This is a genomic window from Streptomyces nigra, assembly GCF_003074055.1.
GTDB classification, from domain to species: domain Bacteria; phylum Actinomycetota; class Actinomycetes; order Streptomycetales; family Streptomycetaceae; genus Streptomyces; species Streptomyces nigra.
On record NZ_CP029043.1, the window covers coordinates 6803504 to 6822441 of the forward strand.

Annotated in this window: 21 protein-coding genes; 8 read left to right on the top strand and 13 right to left on the bottom strand. The window is 73.0% G+C overall.

Features of this window, described 5'->3' with window-relative positions:
• Positions 1–89: 89 nt before the first annotated feature.
• Positions 90–695 (top strand): TetR/AcrR family transcriptional regulator, encoded by a 606-nt coding sequence (locus tag DC008_RS31305; protein WP_108709868.1) that lies wholly within the window; start codon positions 90–92, stop codon positions 693–695.
• A 97-nt stretch (positions 696–792) separates the two neighbouring features.
• On the top strand, positions 793–1515 hold the full coding sequence (locus tag DC008_RS31310; protein WP_108709869.1) for a DUF2470 domain-containing protein: 723 nt from the start codon (positions 793–795) through the stop codon (positions 1513–1515).
• On the opposite strand, the gene DC008_RS31315 is transcribed toward DC008_RS31310, so the two are convergent.
• The 3 genes from DC008_RS31315 to DC008_RS31325 all read right to left on the bottom strand — a co-directional run bounded on the left by DC008_RS31315 (position 1483) and on the right by DC008_RS31325 (position 4734).
• Entirely contained in the window at positions 1483–2694 is a 1212-nt protein-coding gene (locus tag DC008_RS31315) for a lactonase family protein (RefSeq protein ID WP_108710950.1), read from the bottom strand. The two genes, DC008_RS31310 and DC008_RS31315, sit on opposite strands and share 33 nt — an antisense overlap.
• Positions 2695–2802: 108 nt before the next feature.
• Positions 2803–4053 (bottom strand): FUSC family protein, encoded by a 1251-nt coding sequence (locus tag DC008_RS31320; protein WP_208646037.1) that lies wholly within the window; start codon positions 4051–4053, stop codon positions 2803–2805.
• 186 nt (positions 4054–4239) lie between these two features.
• Positions 4240–4734, bottom strand: coding sequence for an FBP domain-containing protein (locus tag DC008_RS31325; RefSeq protein WP_108709870.1), 495 nt, complete (start codon positions 4732–4734; stop codon positions 4240–4242).
• 214 nt (positions 4735–4948) lie between these two features.
• Between DC008_RS31325 and DC008_RS31330 the strand changes: the two genes are divergently transcribed.
• Both DC008_RS31330 and DC008_RS31335 read left to right on the top strand, forming a co-directional pair.
• Positions 4949–6223, top strand: coding sequence for an ROK family transcriptional regulator (locus DC008_RS31330; protein WP_108709871.1), 1275 nt, complete (start codon positions 4949–4951; stop codon positions 6221–6223).
• 56 nt (positions 6224–6279) lie between these two features.
• Complete coding sequence (locus tag DC008_RS31335; protein ID WP_055618853.1) at positions 6280–6525, top strand: hypothetical protein; 246 nt, start codon at positions 6280–6282, stop codon at positions 6523–6525.
• A 63-nt stretch (positions 6526–6588) separates the two neighbouring features.
• Here the strand turns inward: DC008_RS31335 and DC008_RS31340 are convergent, their stop codons facing one another.
• The 3 genes from DC008_RS31340 to DC008_RS31350 all read right to left on the bottom strand — a co-directional run bounded on the left by DC008_RS31340 (position 6589) and on the right by DC008_RS31350 (position 10015).
• On the bottom strand, positions 6589–7617 hold the full coding sequence (locus DC008_RS31340; RefSeq protein ID WP_108709872.1) for an SDR family oxidoreductase: 1029 nt from the start codon (positions 7615–7617) through the stop codon (positions 6589–6591).
• 84 nt (positions 7618–7701) lie between these two features.
• Positions 7702–8664, bottom strand: a complete 963-nt coding sequence (locus tag DC008_RS31345) for an SDR family NAD(P)-dependent oxidoreductase (protein WP_108709873.1) — start codon at positions 8662–8664, stop codon at positions 7702–7704.
• A gap of 325 nt (positions 8665–8989) precedes the next feature.
• Positions 8990–10015, bottom strand: coding sequence for a PHP domain-containing protein (locus DC008_RS31350; protein WP_108710952.1), 1026 nt, complete (start codon positions 10013–10015; stop codon positions 8990–8992).
• Positions 10016–10157: 142 nt separating this feature from the next.
• On the opposite strand from DC008_RS31350, the gene DC008_RS31355 reads away from it, so the two are divergent.
• Positions 10158–10394 (top strand): hypothetical protein, encoded by a 237-nt coding sequence (locus tag DC008_RS31355; protein WP_108709874.1) that lies wholly within the window; start codon positions 10158–10160, stop codon positions 10392–10394.
• A gap of 15 nt (positions 10395–10409) precedes the next feature.
• Here DC008_RS31355 and DC008_RS31360 read toward each other — a convergent pair whose 3' ends face one another.
• The 3 genes from DC008_RS31360 to DC008_RS31370 all read right to left on the bottom strand — a co-directional run bounded on the left by DC008_RS31360 (position 10410) and on the right by DC008_RS31370 (position 13186).
• Positions 10410–11642 carry a ricin-type beta-trefoil lectin domain protein gene (locus DC008_RS31360; protein ID WP_108709875.1) on the bottom strand — a complete coding sequence of 411 codons (1233 nt, stop codon included), beginning with the start codon at positions 11640–11642 and terminating at the stop codon, positions 10410–10412.
• A 190-nt stretch (positions 11643–11832) separates the two neighbouring features.
• On the bottom strand, positions 11833–12408 hold the full coding sequence (locus DC008_RS31365) for a VanZ family protein (RefSeq protein WP_108709876.1): 576 nt from the start codon (positions 12406–12408) through the stop codon (positions 11833–11835).
• 115 nt (positions 12409–12523) lie between these two features.
• Positions 12524–13186: a DUF4230 domain-containing protein gene (locus DC008_RS31370; protein ID WP_108709877.1), complete on the bottom strand. Its 663-nt coding sequence runs from the start codon at positions 13184–13186 to the stop codon at positions 12524–12526.
• Positions 13187–13362: 176 nt separating this feature from the next.
• Here DC008_RS31370 and DC008_RS31375 point away from each other — a divergent pair, with 176 nt between their 5' ends.
• Positions 13363–14313 (top strand): ribose-phosphate diphosphokinase, encoded by a 951-nt coding sequence (locus DC008_RS31375; protein ID WP_108709878.1) that lies wholly within the window; start codon positions 13363–13365, stop codon positions 14311–14313.
• 9 nt (positions 14314–14322) lie between these two features.
• On the opposite strand, the gene DC008_RS31380 is transcribed toward DC008_RS31375, so the two are convergent.
• Both DC008_RS31380 and DC008_RS31385 read right to left on the bottom strand, forming a co-directional pair.
• A complete protein-coding gene (locus tag DC008_RS31380; protein ID WP_235073728.1) occupies positions 14323–14703 on the bottom strand; it encodes an anti-sigma factor antagonist in 381 nt (126 codons plus the stop codon).
• A gap of 239 nt (positions 14704–14942) precedes the next feature.
• Positions 14943–15893, bottom strand: a complete 951-nt coding sequence (locus DC008_RS31385) for an NADP-dependent oxidoreductase (RefSeq protein ID WP_108709880.1) — start codon at positions 15891–15893, stop codon at positions 14943–14945.
• A gap of 71 nt (positions 15894–15964) precedes the next feature.
• Here DC008_RS31385 and DC008_RS31390 point away from each other — a divergent pair, with 71 nt between their 5' ends.
• Together DC008_RS31390 and DC008_RS31395 are read left to right on the top strand one after the other, a co-directional pair.
• The gene (locus tag DC008_RS31390) at positions 15965–16936 is read left to right on the top strand and encodes a GlxA family transcriptional regulator (protein ID WP_208646039.1); all 972 of its coding nucleotides are present in this window, start codon (positions 15965–15967) and stop codon (positions 16934–16936) included.
• 90 nt (positions 16937–17026) lie between these two features.
• Complete coding sequence (locus tag DC008_RS31395; RefSeq protein ID WP_055618844.1) at positions 17027–17419, top strand: VOC family protein; 393 nt, start codon at positions 17027–17029, stop codon at positions 17417–17419.
• A 76-nt stretch (positions 17420–17495) separates the two neighbouring features.
• Here DC008_RS31395 and DC008_RS31400 read toward each other — a convergent pair whose 3' ends face one another.
• Both DC008_RS31400 and DC008_RS31405 read right to left on the bottom strand, forming a co-directional pair.
• Complete coding sequence (locus DC008_RS31400; protein ID WP_055618843.1) at positions 17496–17798, bottom strand: DUF4235 domain-containing protein; 303 nt, start codon at positions 17796–17798, stop codon at positions 17496–17498.
• Positions 17799–17820: 22 nt separating this feature from the next.
• Positions 17821–18834 carry a glutathione S-transferase family protein gene (locus DC008_RS31405; protein WP_108709881.1) on the bottom strand — a complete coding sequence of 338 codons (1014 nt, stop codon included), beginning with the start codon at positions 18832–18834 and terminating at the stop codon, positions 17821–17823.
• Between the last annotated feature and the right edge of the window lie 104 nt (positions 18835–18938).

Here is an 18938-nt window from a genome sequence, read left to right on the forward strand (position 1 = left end):
GGGCGGCAGTTGAGGCTCGTTGTACGTGAGTTCAATAGCGCGCCTCAGTCTGGGCCCGCCGCGGAAGGCCCGTCAAGTAAGGTGCGCGCATGGCCGGGAATCAGGGGGAGCGCGCACGCCGCCGGCTCGGCACCGAGGAGCGGCGGGCCCAGCTCCTCGCCGTCGGCGCCCGGCTGTTCTCGGAGCACCCGTACGACGAGGTGCGGATCGAGCAGGTGGCGGAGATCGCCGGCGTCTCGCGCGGGCTGCTGTACCACTACTTCCCGACGAAGCGTGACTTCTTCGCGGCCGTCGTCGAGCGGGAGAGCGAGCGCATGCTGCGGATGACGGCGGCCGAGCCCGGCGTCCCGGTGCGCGAGCAACTGGCGGCCAGCCTCGACACGTTCCTCGGCTACGTCGAGGCCCACGCCCACGGCTACCGCGCCTTCCACCGCGCCGACGCGGCCGGCGACCAGGCCGTGCGCACCGTCTACCGGCGAGCCCTGGCCGCGCAGGAGAAGCAGATCCTTCAGGCGCTGGCGGCCGATCCCGAGTTCGGCCCCGCAGGGGAACGCCCGGAGGTCCGCCTCGCCGTGCGCGGCTGGCTGGCGTTCACCACGGCCGTCTGCCTGGAGTGGCTGCGGCGCGACGATCTGACCCGGGAGCAGGTGCGGGACCTGTGCGTCCGCGCCCTGCTGGGGGTTCTCGCCTCCTGACCTCGCGGGAAACCGGACACCTGGCCGGGCGGGGCCGGTTGGCGGGCGGCCCGATCTCCGATAGGTTAGGCAAGGCTTACCTAAGAGGAGGTTGGGGATGGGTGACAGCCAGACCTGGACGGCCGCACCGTCCGCGGCGCAACAGGCCCGCTCGGTGCTCGCCGCCGCGTGGTCCTGCGCGGTGACCGCGGAGGCCTGCCGGGAGGAGTTCGTCGGCGCGCACCGGGTGACCGACGACGGCCGGCTGCTGCTGGCCGTGCCGGAGGACAGCGCCCTGCGCACGGCCGCGCTCTGCGCGCCGCGCGGAGAGCCCTCCGCCGTCCTGGAGTTCGCCGACGTCGCCCCCGTGCCCGTACGCGGCCGGATCCGCGCCCGGCTCTGGCTGTCCGGCTGGTTCACGCCCGAGGGGGACGAACTGGCCTTCCGGCCCGCCCGGGTGGTGCTGCGCCGGCCCTCCGGACCCGTGGTCGTCGACCTCGCCGACTTCGCCGAGGCCCGGCCCGACCCGCTGGCCGAGGCGGAGGCCCGGCTGCTCACCCATCTCGCCGACTGCCACCCGGACGCCGTCGAGCGCCTCACCCGGCTCGTCGACCCCGGCAGCCTGCACGGCGCGGTCCGGGTGCAGCCCCTGGCCGTCGACCGGCACGGTCTCACCCTGCGGATCGAACGCGCCCGTACCCACGGCGACGTACGGCTGACCTTCCACCGGCCCGCCGACGACCTCGCCCAGCTCACCGAACGGGTCCACGCCCTGCTCGCCCAGGCCGCCGGCGGCTGCCCGCGGACGCTACAGCGGCAGCGCGCACACGGCGACGGGTGACGCGAACGGCTCACCCGCGAGCCGCAGACCGCCGTTGGCCGCGTCGACATGGAAGACGGCGAGGGCACCCGACTTCTGGTTCGCCGCGAACAGCAGGTTGCCGTCCGGGGACAGCGCGATCTGCCGCGGGAAGTCGCCGGCGACCGGCACCGTGCCGAGCAGACGCAGCCGGGCGCCGTCCTCCTCCACCGCGTAGCGCGCGAGGCTGTCGTGCCCCCGGTTGGCCAGCCACGCGTGCCGTCCGTCCGGCGCGACGGCGAGCTGCGCCGGGTAGTTGGTGCCCGACCCCGATCCCGTGGCCTGCCCCGGGCCGATCGTCAGGCGCCCCGTCTCCGGGTCGTACGAGCAGACCGCCACGGTGTTGTCGATCTCGTTCGCCAGATAGGCGTACCGCCCGTCCGGGTGGAACGTCAGATGGCGCGGCCCCGCACCGGACGCGGCCCGCGCCCGGGAGACCTCGGTGAGCTTCCCGGCCTTCGTGTCGAGGCGATACGTGTACACGGTGTCCGTGCCCAGGTCGACGGCGAGCACATGGCCGCCGTCGGGGCTGGTGACGATCTGGTGGGCGTGCGGGCCGTCCTGGTCCGGACCGGGCGGCGGCGCGGAGTGCGTCACGAGATCGCTGCGCTCCCCGAGCGCGCCGGACGCCTCGATCGGGTGCACGGCCACGCTGCCCGTGCCGTAGTTGGCGCTGAGCAGCCAGCGCCCGCTCGGATGCACCGACAGATGGCAGGGCGCCGAACCGCCGGTGCTCCGGCTCCCCAGCACCTTCCGGTCGGCCGGCCGGACGGCGGTCACGGCACCGTCGTCGCGCTCGTTCACCGCGTACAGCGTCCGCCCGTCCGGATGGACGGCCAGATACGACGGATCCGGGACGCCCGTGATCGTCCCGTCGCCCGACACCCGGCCCGTGACCGGGTCGTACGTGGCGACACCGATGCCCTGCCCGCCGCCGTCGGCCGAGGTGTAGGTGCCGAGGTACAGGGGGCGCGGCCCGGAGGGCGCCCGGCTCTCACCCTGGGGACTGGGACGCGGCCCGGGCGTGGACGCCCGCCCGGCCGGAGTGTCCGCGGGAGCGGGCGTACCGTCGCAGCCCGTGACCGCCGGCAGTGCCGCGCCGGCGGCCGTCCCCGCGAGCACCCCCACGAATCCGCGCCTGCTCAGCCCACCCGTGCCCATGTCCACCTCAGGTCCGTCGGTCGTCGTGGTCCAGACCACCTTGGCGGTCGGCACCCGCCCGGCGCAAGGACGGTACCGGCCGTCGCGCGCGTCACGGAAACCCCACGGCTAACGCGAGCGCCCGCTGACCCCCGTACGGCTCCACAGCTTCTCCTGGATTCCCATGCGTTCACGGATCCGGGTCAGCCGCGGCATCCTGGCGCGCTGCTCCTGCGAGACCCGGTCCAGCTCCTCCAGGAGCCGGCGCGAGCGGTGCTCGGTGTTCATCTCGTCGATGATCCGGTTCACCTCGGTCAGGACGGCGCCGTACAGCTGCCAGTGCTCCGGGCGGCGCTGCGCCTCCTCGTGCAGCAGCGGGGCGAGCCGGTCGCGGGTGCCGGCCGCCGTGCGCAGCTCCGTGGACAGCCGGGACTCGGCCGCGTCGGCGTTGCTGCTCACATGGGTGGTGACCAGCACCGAGAAGCTGACCACCGCGTCGGCGATCTCGGAGAGCAACTGGTCGAGGACGGCGCCCGTCTCCTTCTCGAACAGCGAGTCGGGCTCACGGTCCTTGGCGAGGTCGGTCAGGCTGCGCGCGAGCACCCGCAGCACCACCGTGCAGATCTCCAGGGTGTCGAGACCCGTGCGCAGGACCACCCGGTGCAGCAGTCCCTCTCGGACCCGCGGGTTCAGGCGCAGGCTGTCCTCGGCCTGCCGGAGGGCCGCGTCCACCTCGATGATGTCGTGGTCGAGCCGGCGCGCCTCGTGCAGCCGGGCCGCCGCCTGCTCGTACGGCTGCCGGCCGGCCGCCTCCTCGCCGATGCGCAGCATCAACTGCCGCAGCCGCCGGGCCAGATCCCCCAGGGACTCGCCGGCCTCGTCCACCCAGACGGGCGGCGCGAGCAGCAGATTGAAACCGAGGCCGACCACGGCGCCGATCAGGGTCTCCAGGACCCGGGCCCAGGCCACGTCGCCGACGGACGTGACGCCGAGGACCAGCATCGCGCTGATCGCGACCTCGGGGACGTACTCGTGGACCCGCACCAGATGCCCGACGCCCAGCGCCGCCACGATCAGCAGGCCGAGGCTCCACCAGGTCAGACCGACCAGAAGGCTGAACGCGATGGCCACCAGCACGCCGGCCACGACGGAGTTCACCCGCCGGATGCCGTTGGTGAGCGTGGCGTAGAAGGTGACCTGCACGACCAGCAGCGCCGTCAGGGGGGCGGTCAGCGGCGCCGCCTCGGGGCTCAGGCGCAGCGCGATGACGTACGCGATCGTCGCCGCGGCCGCCGACCGCAGCGTCTGCACCACCACCGGGTCCCGGAGCACCTTGGCCAGTCGCTCGCGGGACCACTGCCCCTCACGTGCCTCACGCATCCTTGGGCTGTTCCCCTTCCACCGTCCCCGCACACCGCTTGCGGAACATGATGATCCGCAAGAAACCCCAGGGTGGTCGCAGCCACCGCGCCACAGCAAGAGGCGGGGCCGGTGATCGCCGACACCCGCCCCGGCGGTCGGCCGAACGGGTTCAGGGCGGGTTCACGGTGGGGGAGGGGCGGGCCCTCAGGCGCCCAGCTTGTCGAGGAAGGCGTGCAGATTCCCGGTGGTGCGGGCGATCTGCTCCTCCAGGGTCAGGCTCTCCTCGAACCGCCCGCCCGACGTGGGGACCTTCTTGCCCCGCAGATAGAGCGAACAGGCCAGATCGGTGCACATGTACAGGCCGACCGAGTTGCCCTCGCGCCCGGCGGGCCCGGCCTTGCGGGCCGTCATCAGCGACACGCCGCCGCCCGGGTGCGTCGTCAGGCACAGCGAGCACAGGCTGCGGTGCGTGAAGCCGCGCTGCTGCGACGGGAAGCGCAGCGAGATGCCCACCGGCCGGCCTCCGCGCTCGGCCACCAGATAGCTGCGGTCGGGCGCGCCCGGCTCTCGCCAGCCGAGGAAGTCGAGGTCGTCCCAGGGACGTTCGTCCAGGTCGCGCGGTACGGACAGGCGCTTCGCCTCGCCTTTGGAGCAGTTGACGAAGGAGTCGCGGATGTCCTGCTCGGTAAGTGACCTCATGGGAGCCTCCAGGGGTGCTCGGTGAAAAACCTAGGGGCTCTAGGTTCAGGCCTAGGTTAGGCAGGGCAGCGGACCGGGGCCAGCGAATTTCCCGCAGCCGGGTCGCGGACCGCAGCCGGGTCGCGGACCGGGGGCGGGCCGAGCAGCTGACGTCGTGGTTCACAATGGAGGCGGATCCATCGGGGCGGGGCACGGCAGGTCGGAAGGGAGCCGCATGGCGGGGCGGAACGGACGCACGGTACGGGACCTCAGACGCGGCAACCGTACCGCCGTACTGCAGCGCCTCTACTTCGACGGCCCCCTCAGCCGGTTCGAGCTCGGCCCGGCGACCGGACTCAGCTCCGGCTCCGTCAGCAACGTCGTCGCCGAGCTGATCGGGGACGGCCTGGTCGAGGAGGCCGGCAGCGTCGACTCCGACGGCGGCCGGCCCCGCATCCTGCTGCGGGTCGCCCCCGGCAGCGGCCACATGATCGGCGTCGACGTCGGCGAGACCCGGGTGCGGATCGGCCTGTTCGACCTCACCCTCACCGAACTCGCCCGCGCCGAACGCCCGCTGGAGCAGCAGCGCTACGAGGTCGACGGCATCGTCCGCCATGTGCGGGACGGCATCGCCGAGGTCCTCGCGGACGCCGCCATCGCGCCCGAGCGGCTCCTCGGCGTCGGCATAGGGGTCCCCGGCATCGTGGAGCGCACCCCCGCACTCGGCGCCGTGGTGCACGGCCAGACCATCGGCTGGGACGCCGTCCCGCTGGAGCGGCTGCTCCGCGACGGCTCGGAACTGCCCGACAGCGTCCCCTACTTCATCGACAACGGCGCCCGGACCCTCGGCCAGGCCGAGATGTGGTTCGGCGCCGGGCGCGGCGCCGGGAACGCGCTCGTCGTCCTCTTCGGCTCCGGCGTCGGCGCCTGCCTGGTCACCCCCGAGGTGGAGCACGGCCGGGCCGTCGAGTGGGGCCATCTGACGGTACGGGTGAGGGGCCGGCGCTGCCGCTGCGGCGCCCTGGGCTGCCTGGAGGCGTACGCGGGCGCCGAGTCGCTGCTCGCCCGCTGGTACGAGGCGGGCGGGACGGCCCCGGAGGGCGCCGACGAGGAGACCGCGCTGTCCGTGATGCTCTCCGGCGCCTACCCGGCCGACGGCAGCCCGGCCGACCCCGTGGCGCTCGCCCTGCTGGAGGAGACCGCCGAGTACGTGGGCGCGGGCCTGTCCGACCTGATCAACCTCTTCCAGCCGGAGCGCATCCTGATCGGCGGCTGGGCCGGTCTCCAGCTCGGCACCCGCTTCCTGCCCGCCGTCCGCCGGCACGCCGCGTCCTACTCGCTGCGGCACCCGGCCGAGAAGGTCGGGATCGAGCTGGGCCGGCTCGGCCCGGACGCGGTGACCGTGGGCGCCGCGATCCTGCCGCTCGCCGACTTCTTCGCGCACGGCGGCCGCCGCCCCGGCCCCGCGCCGGAGCCCGGCGCCGCCCGGGCGCAGTCCGTGCCGCGCTGACGTTTGCCCCGGCCGGGGGACGGTACTCGCAGCGTTCGACACGCGGGAGGCGCACCATGGACGACCACCGTCGAGAGGCACCCGGCGAGAGCCCGGACCCGATCCCCCGGGACCTGCCGGACCAGCAGGCGCGCGACGGGGAGGACCCGTGGGAGGTGCCCGTCGGGCCCACCCGCGACGCCTCCGAGTCCGAGTCGGACGACGTCCCCGAGACGGACGAGGCCGGCACCGGCCGGCAGGGCGAGACCCAGACGGGCGCGGTGCACCCGGAGCATCCGGCCCCGGAGGAGTCGGCGGGCTAGAGGCCAGGGCCAATGGCGGCAGGGCCCCGGTCGGCTTCGACCGGGGCCCTCGCGCTGTCATGCTCAGCCGACCTTCCGGCCCCGCAGACCGGCCGTGTCCGCGCCCGCGCCCTCGCGCAGGCCCCGCAGGAACTCCTCCAGCACCTCCGGCGCCGTACGGGTCGGCTCCCAGCCCAGTTCCGTACGGGCCCGGGAGCAGTCCATCAGCGGCACCCGGAGGACCGCGTCGAACAGGTGCGGGGACGCCGGGAGCAGCCGCAGCCCCCAGGCCGCGGCGATCGCCGATCGGGCCGCCGTCCGGGGGAGGCGGACCGGGCGGGCGCCGAGCATCTCGCCGAGCAGCTCCGCGTCGACCGGCGGATCGGCCGCCAGGTTGAAGGCGCCGCGCACGTCCGACAGCGCGGCGAGCCGGTACGCGTGGGCCGCGTCGTCGGTGTGCAGGGCCTGGACGCGCAGCCCCGGCACATCGGGCAGGAACGGCAGCAGATCGGGGCGCAGCAGCGGCCCCGGCAGGAACCGGCCGCCGAAGATACGGCGCTGCTCGCTCGCGGACGCCCGCTTGAACAGGAACGCCGGCCGCATCCGGACGACCCGGACCTCGGGGTGCTCCCGCTCGAACGTGTCCAGCGTCCGCTCCAGATACGCCTTCTCCCGGCAGTACGCGGCGTCCGGCCAGCCGTGCGTCGGCCACGACTCGTCGACGGGGTGGTCCTTGGGGCCCGGCGAGTACGCGCCGACGGACGAGGCGTGGATCAGCGCGGGCACCTTCGCCTCGGCCACCGCCTCGTACACGCGCAGACTGCCCAGGACGTTGGTGCGCCAGGTCGTCGCCGGGTCGTGCGTCGGCTGGAAGGCCCAGGCCAGATGGACGACGGCGTCGGCACCCGCGAAGACGCCCGCGAGATCCGTGTGCCGCGACGCCAGGTCGGCCGCCGTCCACTCGGTCTTCGCCGGACCCACGTCGGGCTTGCGGCGGGCCAGCCCCACGACGGACCCGACCTCCGGGTCCTCCGAGAGGAGCCGCACCACGCTGGTGCCGACGTTGCCGGTGGCTCCGGTGACGACGATCCTGCGTTCCGGTCCGCTGCTCACCTGCGACTCCTCCCGGAGGGTGGGGACGGGAGCGCCCGAGTACCCCGTGCGCCCGCGCGCACGCTGTCACCGGGCTCACCCGGCTCACCCGGCGAAGGCGTCCACCCCGGTCAGCTCCGCGGACAGGGCCCACAGCCGGGCCGCCTGCCCGGGGTCGGTCGCCCAGTCCTTCACGCCGACGCGCTCGCCGTCGGCCGGGGCGGGCTCGGCGATGTCGCAGTCCTCCAGGTACACGCCGCCCAGGCCCGCCAGCTGAGGGGAGGTCGCCGCCCACACCTGGGTCGCGGCGCCCTGCTCGGGCGTCTTGAAGCCGGGCTGGGGGATTTCGTTGCCGTCCTCGTCGATCCAGCCGTTGGCGATCATCTCCTCGCGGGGGAGGTGCCGCTGGAGGGGCGTGAGGATGCCGCCGGGGTGCAGTGCGAAGGCCCGGACGCCGCGGTCCGCCGCGAGCCGGTCGAGCTGGACGGCGAACAGTACGTTCGCGGTCTTGGCCTGGCCGTAGGCCTGCCACTTGTCGTAGCCCTCGCGCCAGTGGACGTCGTCCCAGCGGATGCCGGAGTAGTGGTGGGCGCGCGAGGACACCGACACCACCCGGGCGCCGCCCGGCTCGATCGCCGGCCACAGCCGGTTGACCAGGGCGAAGTGGCCGAGGTGGTTGGTGGCGAACTGCGCCTCCCAGCCCGGTCCGACCCGGGTCTCCGGGCAGGCCATGATCCCGGCGCTGTCGATCATGATGTCGATGGTCCGGCCGCCGGCCAGGAACCGCTCGGCGAAGCCGCGGACGCTGTCCAGGTCCGCCAGGTCGAGCTCGTCCACCTCCACGCCGGTGACCCCGGTCAGCGCTTCCTCGGCGGTGGACCGGCGGCGGGCGGGGACGACGACGTGGGCGCCCGCCCGGGTGAGGGCCCGGGTGGTCTCCAGGCCGATCCCGGAGTAGCCGCCCGTGACGAGGGCGAGCTTCCCGGTGAGGTCGATGCCCGCGAGCACCTCGTCGGCGGTGCTGGTCGCCCCGAAGCCGGAGCCGATCTTGTGCTGTGCAGTGCTCATGTCCAGAACGCTACGAATGGGAGTGCTCTCGAAGTCAAGCGCTCGCCGTCACGGCGAGTCTGTGGCGGCCGGCGGCTCCGGGGCGGCGGTTCCGGACACAGGAAAGAGCCCCGGCCGGACGGGGGAATCCGGTCGGGGCGATCGAGGGTGGGTGCGCATGGCGGTCGCCTCTCGGCGAATGGCTCCACAGGGCTTCAGCCGAACGATCTTCCCTGTGGGCGAATGGTGAGGCCCGGGGACACTGTCCCATCCGCACCCACGGCTGGTTCAACGGTGAACCATGGGGGGATGTTCCTGGTCGTGCCGCCGGCGGCGGTGAGGTGCGTCACGCCCGGGAGCGCTCCTTGCCGTGCGTCCACGCCAGCAGCTCGTCGGCCGTCCAGGTGGTCACCACCCGCTCGGCGGGCACCCCGCACTCCTCGGCCCGCGCACAGCCGTACCGCTGCCAGTCCAGCTGTCCCGGGGCGTGCGCGTCGGTGTCGATCGAGAACAGCGTGCCCGCGGCCACCGCCCGGCGCAGCAGCCGGCGGGGCGGGTCCAGCCGCTCGGGCCGGCTGTTGATCTCCACCGCCGTCCCGGACTCGGCGCAGGCGGCGAACACCGCGTCCGCGTCGAACTCCGACTCGGGGCGTCCCCGCCCGGTGATCAGACGGCCGGTGCAGTGCCCGAGGACGTCCGCGTGCGGATCGCGCACCGCCGCGATCATGCGGCGGGTCATGGAGCGGGCGTCCATGCGCAGCTTGGAGTGCACCGACACCACGACCACGTCGAGGCGCTCCAGCAGTTCCGGTTCCTGGTCCAGGGAGCCGTCGTCGAGGATGTCGCACTCGATACCGGTGAGCAGCCGGAACGGCGCCCAGCGGGTGTTCAGCTCCGCCACCACGTCCAGCTGCTCGCGCAGCCGCCCGGCCGACAGCCCGCGGGCGACGGTCAGCCGGGGCGAGTGGTCGGTGAGCGCCGCCCACTCGTGCCCGAGCTCCGCCGCCGTGCGCCCCATCTCCTCGATGGGGCTGCCGCCGTCCGACCAGTCGGAGTGCAGATGGCAGTCGCCGCGCAGCGCCTCCCAAAGCTCCCGGCCCCCCTCGGGCGGTCCCGCGGCGGGCCGGTTCTCCAGGTCGGTGAGATAGGCGGGCACCTGTCCTGCCAGGGCCTCGCGCACCACGCCGGCCGTCTTGGGGCCGACGCCTTTCAGGGACTCCAGCGTCCCGGCCTCCGCCCGCGCCCGGACCTCCTCCGGGGGCAGCTCACCCAGCACCCGGGCGGCCGTTCGGAACGCCCGGACGCGGTACGTCGGCTCCAGGGACCGCTCCAGCAGAAAGGCGATCCGGTTCAACGCCTCCACGGGATCCATCGGCACCTCCTCCTCCAGGGTTCCCCGGCACCGCCGGCGCCGCACGGCGACGACGGCGGAGGGAGGTACCACGGGCGCCCGGGCTCCGCCTCCCGGGCGTCCGAGGGATTCGCCGACGCGTCCGGCGTCCTACGCTCTATGCATGACCGAAAGCGCGAGCCCGCACATCGCACAGCCGCGGATCATGGTGCTCGGGGTTCAGCCGGGCAAGCCCCCGTTCCGCATCATGGAGATCGACGGTGAGATCGTCTGTGAGGCCAGGACCATCACCGACGTCCTCACCACCGCCGCCCTCTACGGCATCACGGTCCACGACCTCGACGACCCGGACGTGGTCCGCTGGGTCGGTGGCGACAAGTTCACCTGGCACCACCACTGAGGGGACCGCTCGCGCTCAGCCCACCGTCCACTTCTGGTTGGCTCCGCCGGAGCAGGTCCACAGCTGCAGCCGCGTGCCGTTGGCCGAGCTGTTCCCGGTGGCGTCCACGCACTTGTCGGCCTGCGGATTGACGATGTCGCGCGCCGCGGAGACGGTCCACTTCTGGTTGGCGCCTCCCGTGCAGTCCCACAGTTGCAGCGGTGTGCCGTCCGCGGTGCCGTTGCCGGTGGCGTCCAGGCACTTGCCGAGCGCGCGCAGCGTGCCGTCCGAGCCGGACGTCCAGCGCTGGGCGGCGGTGCCGTTGCAGTCGTAGAGCTGGACCGGGGTGCCGTTGGCGGTGTTCGCGCCCGCCACGTCCATGCACTTGCCGGCGAGCCCGCGCACGGTGTTGCCGCCGGTCGGGGTGTCGCCCGTGGTCACCGAGACATGGTCCACGACCAGCTGCTGCGGGAAGACGGTGGAGCCGTCCGGGTCGCCGGGCCAGTAGCCGCCGACCGCGAGGTTGAGGATCAGGAAGTAGGGCCGGTTGAACACCCATTGCTTGCCGTTGAGATCGGCCGGCGTGCGCCGCTGGTAGACGTTGCCGTCCACGGACCAGGTGATGGAGTCCGGCGCCCAGTCGACGGCGAAGGTGTGGAAGGCGTCCGCGAAGGCCTGCCCGTTCGGCAGGGTGTATCCGGCGCCGATGCCGCCCGACCCGAAGTAGCCGGGACCGTGGATCGTGCCGTGCACGGTGGACGGCTCGAAACCGACGTTCTCCATGATGTCGATCTCACCCGAGTCCGGCCAGTTGACCGGCGTGCCGAGCATCCAGAACGCGGGCCACATGCCCTGCCCCCGCGGCACCTTCATCCGGGCCTCGACGTGCCCGTACTGCGCGGTGAACTTGCCGGAGGTGTTCAGCCGGGCCGAGGTGTACTGGCAGGTGCCGTACCAGCACTGGTAGTTGGCGGGGTTCTCGCGCCGTGCCGTGATCACGAGATGGCCCTGGCCGTCCAGCGCCGCGTTCTTGTTGCCGGAGGTGTAGTACTGCCGTTCGTGGTTGTTGACGTTGTCGCCGGTCTCGATCTGCCACTTCGACCCGTCGACGGCGGCGCCCGCGGGACCGTCGAAGGTGTCGGAGAAGACGACCGCGGCGGCCGCGGCACGGGGTGGTTCCGCCTGGGCGGGCGCGATCGCGGCGGCCGCGACCAGGACCGCCGAGAGGGCGGCGAGCAGGGCAGAGCGGATCAGCCGTGGGGAGGCCATCGTGCTCCCTTCCGTGCGACGCCCCGCTGGACGGGTGCGTCGACCGTGGTGGGGGGTGAAGGTGTCGCCACTTGATTTAAGGAGTGAGTTAAGGGGGCGTCAATACTTTGGTACGGACCAGTGGACATGAGTGCGCCCCGCGCCCGGCGGGACCGGGGGCGGGGCGGTGGGGGGTGGGGGGGGGGGCGGCTCAGGCGCGGGCCCGCCGGGCGTGCACCGCACGGCTCATGCGCCGGCCCAGCAGCAGGTAACCGATCAGCGCGCCCGAGGTGTTGAGGATGACGTCGTCCACGTCGAAGGCGCGGCCCGTCACCAGCGCGCCCTGCGCGAACTCCACCAGCAGCATGACCGTCGCCGTCAGCAGCAGCACCCGCAGCACCCCCCGGGTCCGCGGGGCGACGATGGGCACCAGCACGCCGAACGGCACGCCCAGCAGCAGATTGCCGCCGATCTGCCGTACGGCGTCCCGCAGTTCGGGCTGGTCGAGATAGGCGCGCAGCGACCGCCCGGGGTGCAGATTGGTGTGCGTCAGGCTCTCCGACGCGGGGGAGGGCTGCAGGGTGAGCTTCGCCAGCACCACGGCGAACGCCACCATGAACGCGAAGGCGAGCGCCATCGCGAGACAGCGGGCGAGCAGCCGCAGCGGACCGCGCCCGCCATCGCGGCGCTCCTCGCCGGAGGACTCGCGTCCCGAGCCGGCGGCGCCCGGCGTCCTGGGGGTGCCGATGCGCGACGCGACACGCGAACGCAGGGTCCCACCGGCCATCATGTCCTCCACTCGTCAAGGTCTGTACGTGGTCCCCCGCTTACCCCCGGACCGCCCCGGGATGCGGTCGCTTTCGGCCGCCGGTGCCGGGATTCCGGGGGCCCGGATCCGCTCCTCACCGCCCGTACGTCACCTTCACCTCCTCGAAGCCCAGGGAGCGCAGCAGCCCCCTCAGCATGTCGGTGGTGTTCTTCTCGGCCCGCGCCGTCAGTCCGCTCTTCTTCGCGGCGTCCCCGATGTGCCGCACCGCCAGCTTCTGCACGGCCTGTTCGCCGTTCGGGTTGTCGGAGAAGAGGTCGCCGAGGCGGTCGAGCAGGCCCCGCTGCTTGGAGACGGCGTAGGAGCGGTCGGGGTCGAGGGCCGGCCGGCCGAGCACGGCGTGCGGCAGACGCAGTGTGGCGGACGTACGGTCCTCGTCGACCGTGACGTCGTCCTCGCCGACCTTGCCGAGGTCGACATAGGCGTCCACGGTGCCCGCGCCGACGTACAGGGTGCGGGTGCCGCGCACGGCGTCGGGCAGGAACTTGGCGTCCTTCTCCAGGTCGACGACGATCTGGAAGTTGCCGGAGGCGGCGTCGTAGCGGCTCATGTCCTGGATGGACTGGAGCAGCGCGGGACCGGACCGGTCCCGGGTCTCGGCGCCGAACAGGTCCTTCAGCCCCGGGAGCACGCTCAGCCGGATCCCGGCGAAGAACACGGCCAGCACCAGGACCACGGCACCGGTCGCCTTGGCCCAGCGGGGGGTGCGCCGGTTGATGCGCTTGATGGGAGTCGTCATGTCGACGTCCCTCCTTCCTGCACAGCGGATACCCCCGAATCCGTTGCTGGACCGGCCTGTTGGGCGCGGACCGGGGCACGCCGGGGCACGGCCGGCGCCCGGACACCGAATCAACGTTTCTGCAATCTCAGTAGCATGTGGCCCGCCACCCGTAATGATCATGCGAGGAGCAGATCGTGCGAGAGATCGCCGTGTTCAGCGGCAGTGCCCATCCGGAACTGGCGGCGGAGGTCTGCGCCCAGCTGGGGGTGCCCCTCAGCCCCACCCGGGTCAGCCGGTTCGCCAACGACTGCCTGGAGGTGCAGCTCCAGGCCAACTGCCGGGAACGGGACGTCTTCCTGATCCAGCCCCTGGTCCGGCCCGTCCAGGAGAACCTGGTCGAGCTGCTGCTCATGTGCGACGCGGCGCGGGGTGCGTCCGCGGGCCGGATCACCGTCGTCATGCCGCACTACTCCTACGCGCGCTCCGACAAGAAGGACGCGCCCCGGATCTCCCTCGGCGGGCGGCTCGTCGCCGATCTGATGGTGGCGGCCGGCGCGAGCCGCGTCCTCGCCATGACCCTGCACGCGCCCCAGGTGCACGGCTTCTTCTCGGTGCCCGTCGACCACCTGCACGCCCTGCGGGAACTCGCCGCGCACTTCCGGCAGTACGACCTGAGCCGGACCACCGTCGTCTCGCCGGACCTCGGGAACGCCAAGGAGGCCGCCGCGTTCGCCCGGATGATCGGTGCCGGGGTGGCCGCCGGCGCCAAGCAGCGGTTCGCGGACGACCGGGTCAGCATCTCCTCGGTGATCGGCGAGGTGAGCGGGCGGGACGTCATCGTCCTGGACGACGAGATCGCCAAGGGCAGCACGGTCCTCGAGCTGCTCGACAGGCTGAGGGAGTTGAACCCGCGCTCGATCCGGGTGGCGTGTACGCACGGGCTGTTCGCGGCCGGCGCGCTCAAGCGCATCGGTGAGCAGCCGGACGTCCTGGAGATCGTCTGCACCAACACCGTGCCGGTCCCCGAGGAGGAGCGCACGGACAAGCTGCGCGTCCTCTCGATCGCCCCGGCGCTCGCGGAGGCCGTACGCCGGATCCACAACGGCGAGTCCGTCAGCGCCCTGTTCGACGCGCCGGAGGACTGACGGAGGCGGTCAGCCGGTGCCGGACGTGGTCCCCGCGGTGTCGAGGGCGGCGTCCGGCGTCGGATGCGGAGGCAGCAGTTTGGACAGGCCGGTGATCCGCAGAACGCGCAGGATCAGCGGCTGGGTGCACACCAGGTGCAGCCGGCCGCCGTGGTCGAGCACCCGGCTGCGGGCCCGGTAGAGCAGGCGCAGCCCGGAGCAGTCGAAGAAGTCCACGTTCCGCAGGTCGATCACGAGGCGTACGTCCGGGTCCGACGTCACCCGGTCCAGATAGGGGCCGATCTCCTCGGCCGCGGCGATGTCGATCTCGCCGAGCAGCTCCAGGACCAGATGGTCCCGGTGGCGGTGGGCGCGCAGATACCGGCTGAACGGCGCAGGTTCCTGCCGCACGACCACATCGCCTCCAACCCGATCCCCTGCTGCGGGTGCCCAAGTCCGGCCTCCGCACTGCAAGTTACCCTCGATCGAGCGAATCTGAGCATGTTCGATTGACATATGTCTTTGATTTGCGACACAAGTTGCGCCGGATGACCGACCCGTCACCGGGCGCCCGTACACGGCGCACCGCCCGGCCGGCACCCGTCGGTTCACGGGCGCCGGCCGGGCGGTCGGTGCTGGGGCCGGGTGGGTCAGTCGACGGTCAGGACCAGCTTGCCCGTCGTCCGGCCCTTCTCCCCGAGCGCGTGCGCCTCGGCGGCGGCGGAGAGCGGGAACGTCCGCTCGATCGTGGCGCGCAGCCGGCCCTGCTCGATCAGCTCCACGAGGGAGCGCAGGTCGGCGCGGTCCGCGTCGACGAGCATCCGGACGGCCCGCACCCCGAGCCGCTCGGCCTCCTGAGGGAACTCGTCCGACCCGACCGGGATGATCGAGACGACGACGCCGCCCGGCCGCAGCACGCGCAGCGAACGCACGGCGGTCTCGCCGCCGAGGGTGTCCAGGACGACGTCGACGTCCTTCACGGCCTCGGCGAAGTCGGTCTCCCGGTAGTCGATCACCTCGTCGGCGCCGATCTCCCGCAGAAAGCCGTGCTTGCCGGCGCTCGCCGTGCCGATCACGTACGCGCCCCGGGCCTTGGCGATCTGCACGGCCGCATGCCCGACCCCGCCGGCCGCCGCGTGGATCAGCACGCGCTGACCGGGGCGCAGCTCCGCGTGCTCGACCAGCGCCTGCCAGGCGGTGAGGGAGACCAGCGGCAGCGCGCCCGCCTGCGTGTGGTCGATCACGGACGGCTTGTGCGTCAGCGCCCGGACCGGCGCGATCACATACTCGGCGTGCGAGCCGTGCCCGTACGGATAGGGCAGCATGCCGAAGACCTCGTCGCCGGGCCGGAACGCGGCGACGCCGATGCCGGTCGCCTCCACCACGCCGGAGACGTCCCAGCCCAGGACGAAGGGCGGGTCGCCGAGGAAGCCGCCGGTCGCCCGGTGCTTCCAGTCGGTCGGGTTGACGCCGGCGGCGCGCACCCGGACCAGGACCTGGTTGGGGCCCGGCGCGGGCCGCTCGAGGCGTACCTCCTGGAGGACCTCGGGGCCGCCGAGGACGTTCTGGCTGATGGCTCGCATCGTGTGCTCTGTGCTCATGGTTCCTCAGCCTGCCCGGACCGGGCGCTCCGGAAAATGGCACGATTGCCAACCTTCGATATGATCGTGCCATGAGCGTGCGACGGGCCCCCTCAGGGGTCGAGCGGGTGGTGGTGCTGGCGCTGGACGGCGTGTACCCCTTCGAGCTGGGCATCCCCAGCCGGATCTTCGGCGCCGCCGACGGCCGCTACGAGGTGCTGACCTGCAGCGTCGACGGCCACCCTGTGCGCAGCAACGCCGACTTCACCATCGGCGTGGAGCACGGCCCGGAGATCCTCGCCACGGCCGACACCGTGGTCGTCGCCTCCATGGCCACGCAGTACATCCCCACCGAGCTGTCCGCCGAGCTCGCCGGCGCGCTCGCCCTGATTCGCCCGGACGCGCGCATCGTCTCGATCTGCACGGCCGCCTTCGTCCTGGCGGCCGCCGGTCTCCTCGACGGACGCAGGGCCACCACCCACTGGCAGGTCACCGAGCCGTTCCGCCGGATGTACCCGCGGGTCGAGGTCGACCCGGACGTGCTGTTCGTCGACGACGGCCGCGTCCTCACCTCGGCCGGCGCCGCGTCCGGCGTCGACGTCTGCCTGCACATCGTGCGCACCGACCACGGCAGCGAACTGGCCAACGCGGTCGCCCGGCGCTGTGTCGTACCGCCCTTCCGCGACGGCGGCCAGGCCCAGTACATCGAGCAGCCGGTCCCCGAGAGCGGGGCCGCGAGCACCGCCGCGACCCGCGCCTGGGCCCTGGAGCGCCTGGACGAGCCGCTCACCCTGACCGACCTCGCCCGGCACGCCCGGATGAGCCGGCGCACCTTCGCCCGCCGCTTCGGCGACGAGGTGGGCCTCAGCCCCGGCCGCTGGCTGATCCAGCAGCGCGTGGCACGCGCCCGCCACCTTCTGGAGTCCACCGACCTCGCGGTCGACCAGATCGCCGCGCAGGTCGGCTTCGCCACCGGCGCCTCGCTGCGCCAGCATCTGCACGCCGCCATCGGGGTCTCCCCGCAGGCATACCGGCGCACCTTCCAGACGGCCACCCTCCGCTGACATGCCGGCACGGACTGAAACCGCCCCGGCGGGTCAGACGTAGGACAGAGGGCGGCGGGCAGACCGCGCCCCGGATCCTTCGGAGGAGCCATGCCGCTGGTGAAAGCCGGCTACGTCGTGCTCGACTGCGCCGAGCCGGAGAAACTCGCCGTGTTCTACAAGGAGTTGCTGGAGGGCGAGCAGACCGACGCCACCGCCAACCGGGTGGAGATCCAGGGTGCCGACGGCACCCGGCTGGCCTTCCGCCGCGACATGAACGCCACCCCGCCGAGCTGGCCCCGCCCCGAGAACTCCCTCCAGGCGCACCTGGACTTCGTGGTGGAGGACCTGGACGAGGCGGAGCGCCGGATCGTCGGCCTCGGGGGCCGGCCCGTGGAGGCGAAGGACGCGCCGGGACCGTACGAGGAGCGCGGCTTCTCCGACCCGGCCGGTCACTCCTTCACCCTGCGCCGCACGCCGGGCACGGCGCCCAAGCAGGGCTGAGGACCCCGACAGCGCTGAGGACCCCGACAGGGCTGAGGCCCCCGAGGACACACTCCGGGGGCCTCGCACCGGGCCGTCAGTCGCGTCCGCCCTTCTCGCCGGACGGCCAGACGCCGGTGGAGCGTTCGACGGCCTTGGCGCCGGCGCGGTCCGCGAGGCTGCGGGCCATCGCGAACAGGGCGCCCTGGACCGCCGCGGCGAGCAGGATCTCCCCCCAGCCGCGGTCCTGGTCCAGGGCGTCCGGCGCGTCCTCCTCGTGCCGGAGCGCCATCCACGTCTTGCGGAAGGCGAGCCCAGCCATCCAGCCGGTGCCCCAGCCCAGTGCGAACCCCAGCGGTTTGTAGGCGAGGGGGAGCTTCGCCTTCTTCTTCTTGCCCATGTGCCTGTGCCTCCTTCGTCGTTCAGGGACGCGCGTGCGCCGGTACCCGCTCGGCCTCGGGAACCGGCCCGGGCGGTGTCCCGTCGCCGAACGGCCTCCCGCCCAGCTCCGCGCGATGGTGCTCGGTCAGCCAGCCCGACAGATCCGGCCCCACGGGGACGATGCCGGTCGGGTTGATCCCGGTGTGGACCTGGTAGTAGTGCCGTTTGATGTGGTCGAAGTCGACGGTGTCGCCGAACCCCGGGGTCTGGTGGAGATCACGGACGTACGCCCACAGCACCTGGTTCTCCGTCAGCTTCCAGCGGTTGCACTTGAAGTGACCGTGATAGACGGCGTCGAAACGGACCAGTGTGGTGAAGAGCCGGATGTCCGCCTCCGTGATCGTGTCCCCGACCAGGTACCGCTGGCCCGCCAGCCGCTCCGTCAGCAGGTCCAGCCGCCGGAAGAGCCGGTGGTACGCCCGCTCGTACTCCTCCTGCCCGGTGGCGAAGCCCGCCCGGTAGACGCCGTTGTTGACGTCCTCGTACACCTCGGCCATCACCTGGTCGATCTCGTCGCGCAGCGGCTCCGGGTACAGGTCGGGCGCGCCCTCGCGGTGCAGGTCCGTCCACTCGGTCGCCAGGTCGAGCGTGATCCGCTGGTAGTCGTTGGTGACCAGCTCGCCGCTGGGCACGTCCACGATCGCGGGGACGCTGACACCGCCCGGGTAGTCCGTCTCCCGGCGGTCGTACGCCTCGCTGAGGAAGCGGATGCCGAGCACCGGGTCGCGACCGTCGGGGTCCAGTGTGAACCGCCAGCTCCGGTCGTCCTGGACCGGGTCGGCGACCGCCAGCGGCAGGGCCTTCTCCAGTCCCAGCAGCCTCCGGGAGACAAGTGCCCTGCTCGCCCAGGGGCAGGCGCGGCTGACGACCAGCCGGTACCGGCCCGCCTCGACCGGCCATCCGTCCCGGCCGTCCCTCGTGATCCGGTCCGTGAAGTGCGCCCTGGACCGCTGGAACGCCTTCCGGCCGTAGGCGGTGTTTCCCCCGCCGCTCATGATCGCTCCCTTCCGCAGGCCGCCCGGTCCGAGGCCGGGTTCCTCGGTTCACGTCCGCCATGCGGCGGGCCGCCCGAACGCCCCGGCTCCCACCGAGTCCCCCG

Excerpts from the sequence above, each read along its gene's own strand:
- DC008_RS31335 (WP_055618853.1), top strand. The coding sequence starts at position 6,280 with ATGGACGACCACCGTCGAGAGGCACCCGGCGAGAGCCCGGACCCGATC.
- DC008_RS31315 (WP_108710950.1), bottom strand. The coding sequence starts at position 2,694 with ATGGGCACGGGTGGGCTGAGCAGGCGCGGATTCGTGGGGGTGCTCGCG.
- DC008_RS31350 (WP_108710952.1), bottom strand. The coding sequence starts at position 10,015 with ATGGATCCCGTGGAGGCGTTGAACCGGATCGCCTTTCTGCTGGAGCGG.
- DC008_RS31365 (WP_108709876.1), bottom strand. The coding sequence starts at position 12,408 with ATGGCCGGTGGGACCCTGCGTTCGCGTGTCGCGTCGCGCATCGGCACC.
- DC008_RS31345 (WP_108709873.1), bottom strand. The coding sequence starts at position 8,664 with ATGAGCACTGCACAGCACAAGATCGGCTCCGGCTTCGGGGCGACCAGC.
- DC008_RS31395 (WP_055618844.1), top strand. The coding sequence starts at position 17,027 with ATGCCGCTGGTGAAAGCCGGCTACGTCGTGCTCGACTGCGCCGAGCCG.
- DC008_RS31355 (WP_108709874.1), top strand. The coding sequence starts at position 10,158 with ATGACCGAAAGCGCGAGCCCGCACATCGCACAGCCGCGGATCATGGTG.
- DC008_RS31360 (WP_108709875.1), bottom strand. The coding sequence starts at position 11,642 with ATGGCCTCCCCACGGCTGATCCGCTCTGCCCTGCTCGCCGCCCTCTCG.
- DC008_RS31400 (WP_055618843.1), bottom strand. The coding sequence starts at position 17,798 with ATGGGCAAGAAGAAGAAGGCGAAGCTCCCCCTCGCCTACAAACCGCTG.
- DC008_RS31320 (WP_208646037.1), bottom strand. The coding sequence starts at position 4,053 with ATGCGTGAGGCACGTGAGGGGCAGTGGTCCCGCGAGCGACTGGCCAAG.
- DC008_RS31305 (WP_108709868.1), top strand. The coding sequence starts at position 90 with ATGGCCGGGAATCAGGGGGAGCGCGCACGCCGCCGGCTCGGCACCGAG.
- DC008_RS31325 (WP_108709870.1), bottom strand. The coding sequence starts at position 4,734 with ATGAGGTCACTTACCGAGCAGGACATCCGCGACTCCTTCGTCAACTGC.
- DC008_RS31310 (WP_108709869.1), top strand. The coding sequence starts at position 793 with ATGGGTGACAGCCAGACCTGGACGGCCGCACCGTCCGCGGCGCAACAG.
- DC008_RS31390 (WP_208646039.1), top strand. The coding sequence starts at position 15,965 with ATGAGCGTGCGACGGGCCCCCTCAGGGGTCGAGCGGGTGGTGGTGCTG.
- DC008_RS31385 (WP_108709880.1), bottom strand. The coding sequence starts at position 15,893 with ATGAGCACAGAGCACACGATGCGAGCCATCAGCCAGAACGTCCTCGGC.
- DC008_RS31405 (WP_108709881.1), bottom strand. The coding sequence starts at position 18,834 with ATGAGCGGCGGGGGAAACACCGCCTACGGCCGGAAGGCGTTCCAGCGG.
- DC008_RS31330 (WP_108709871.1), top strand. The coding sequence starts at position 4,949 with ATGGCGGGGCGGAACGGACGCACGGTACGGGACCTCAGACGCGGCAAC.
- DC008_RS31370 (WP_108709877.1), bottom strand. The coding sequence starts at position 13,186 with ATGACGACTCCCATCAAGCGCATCAACCGGCGCACCCCCCGCTGGGCC.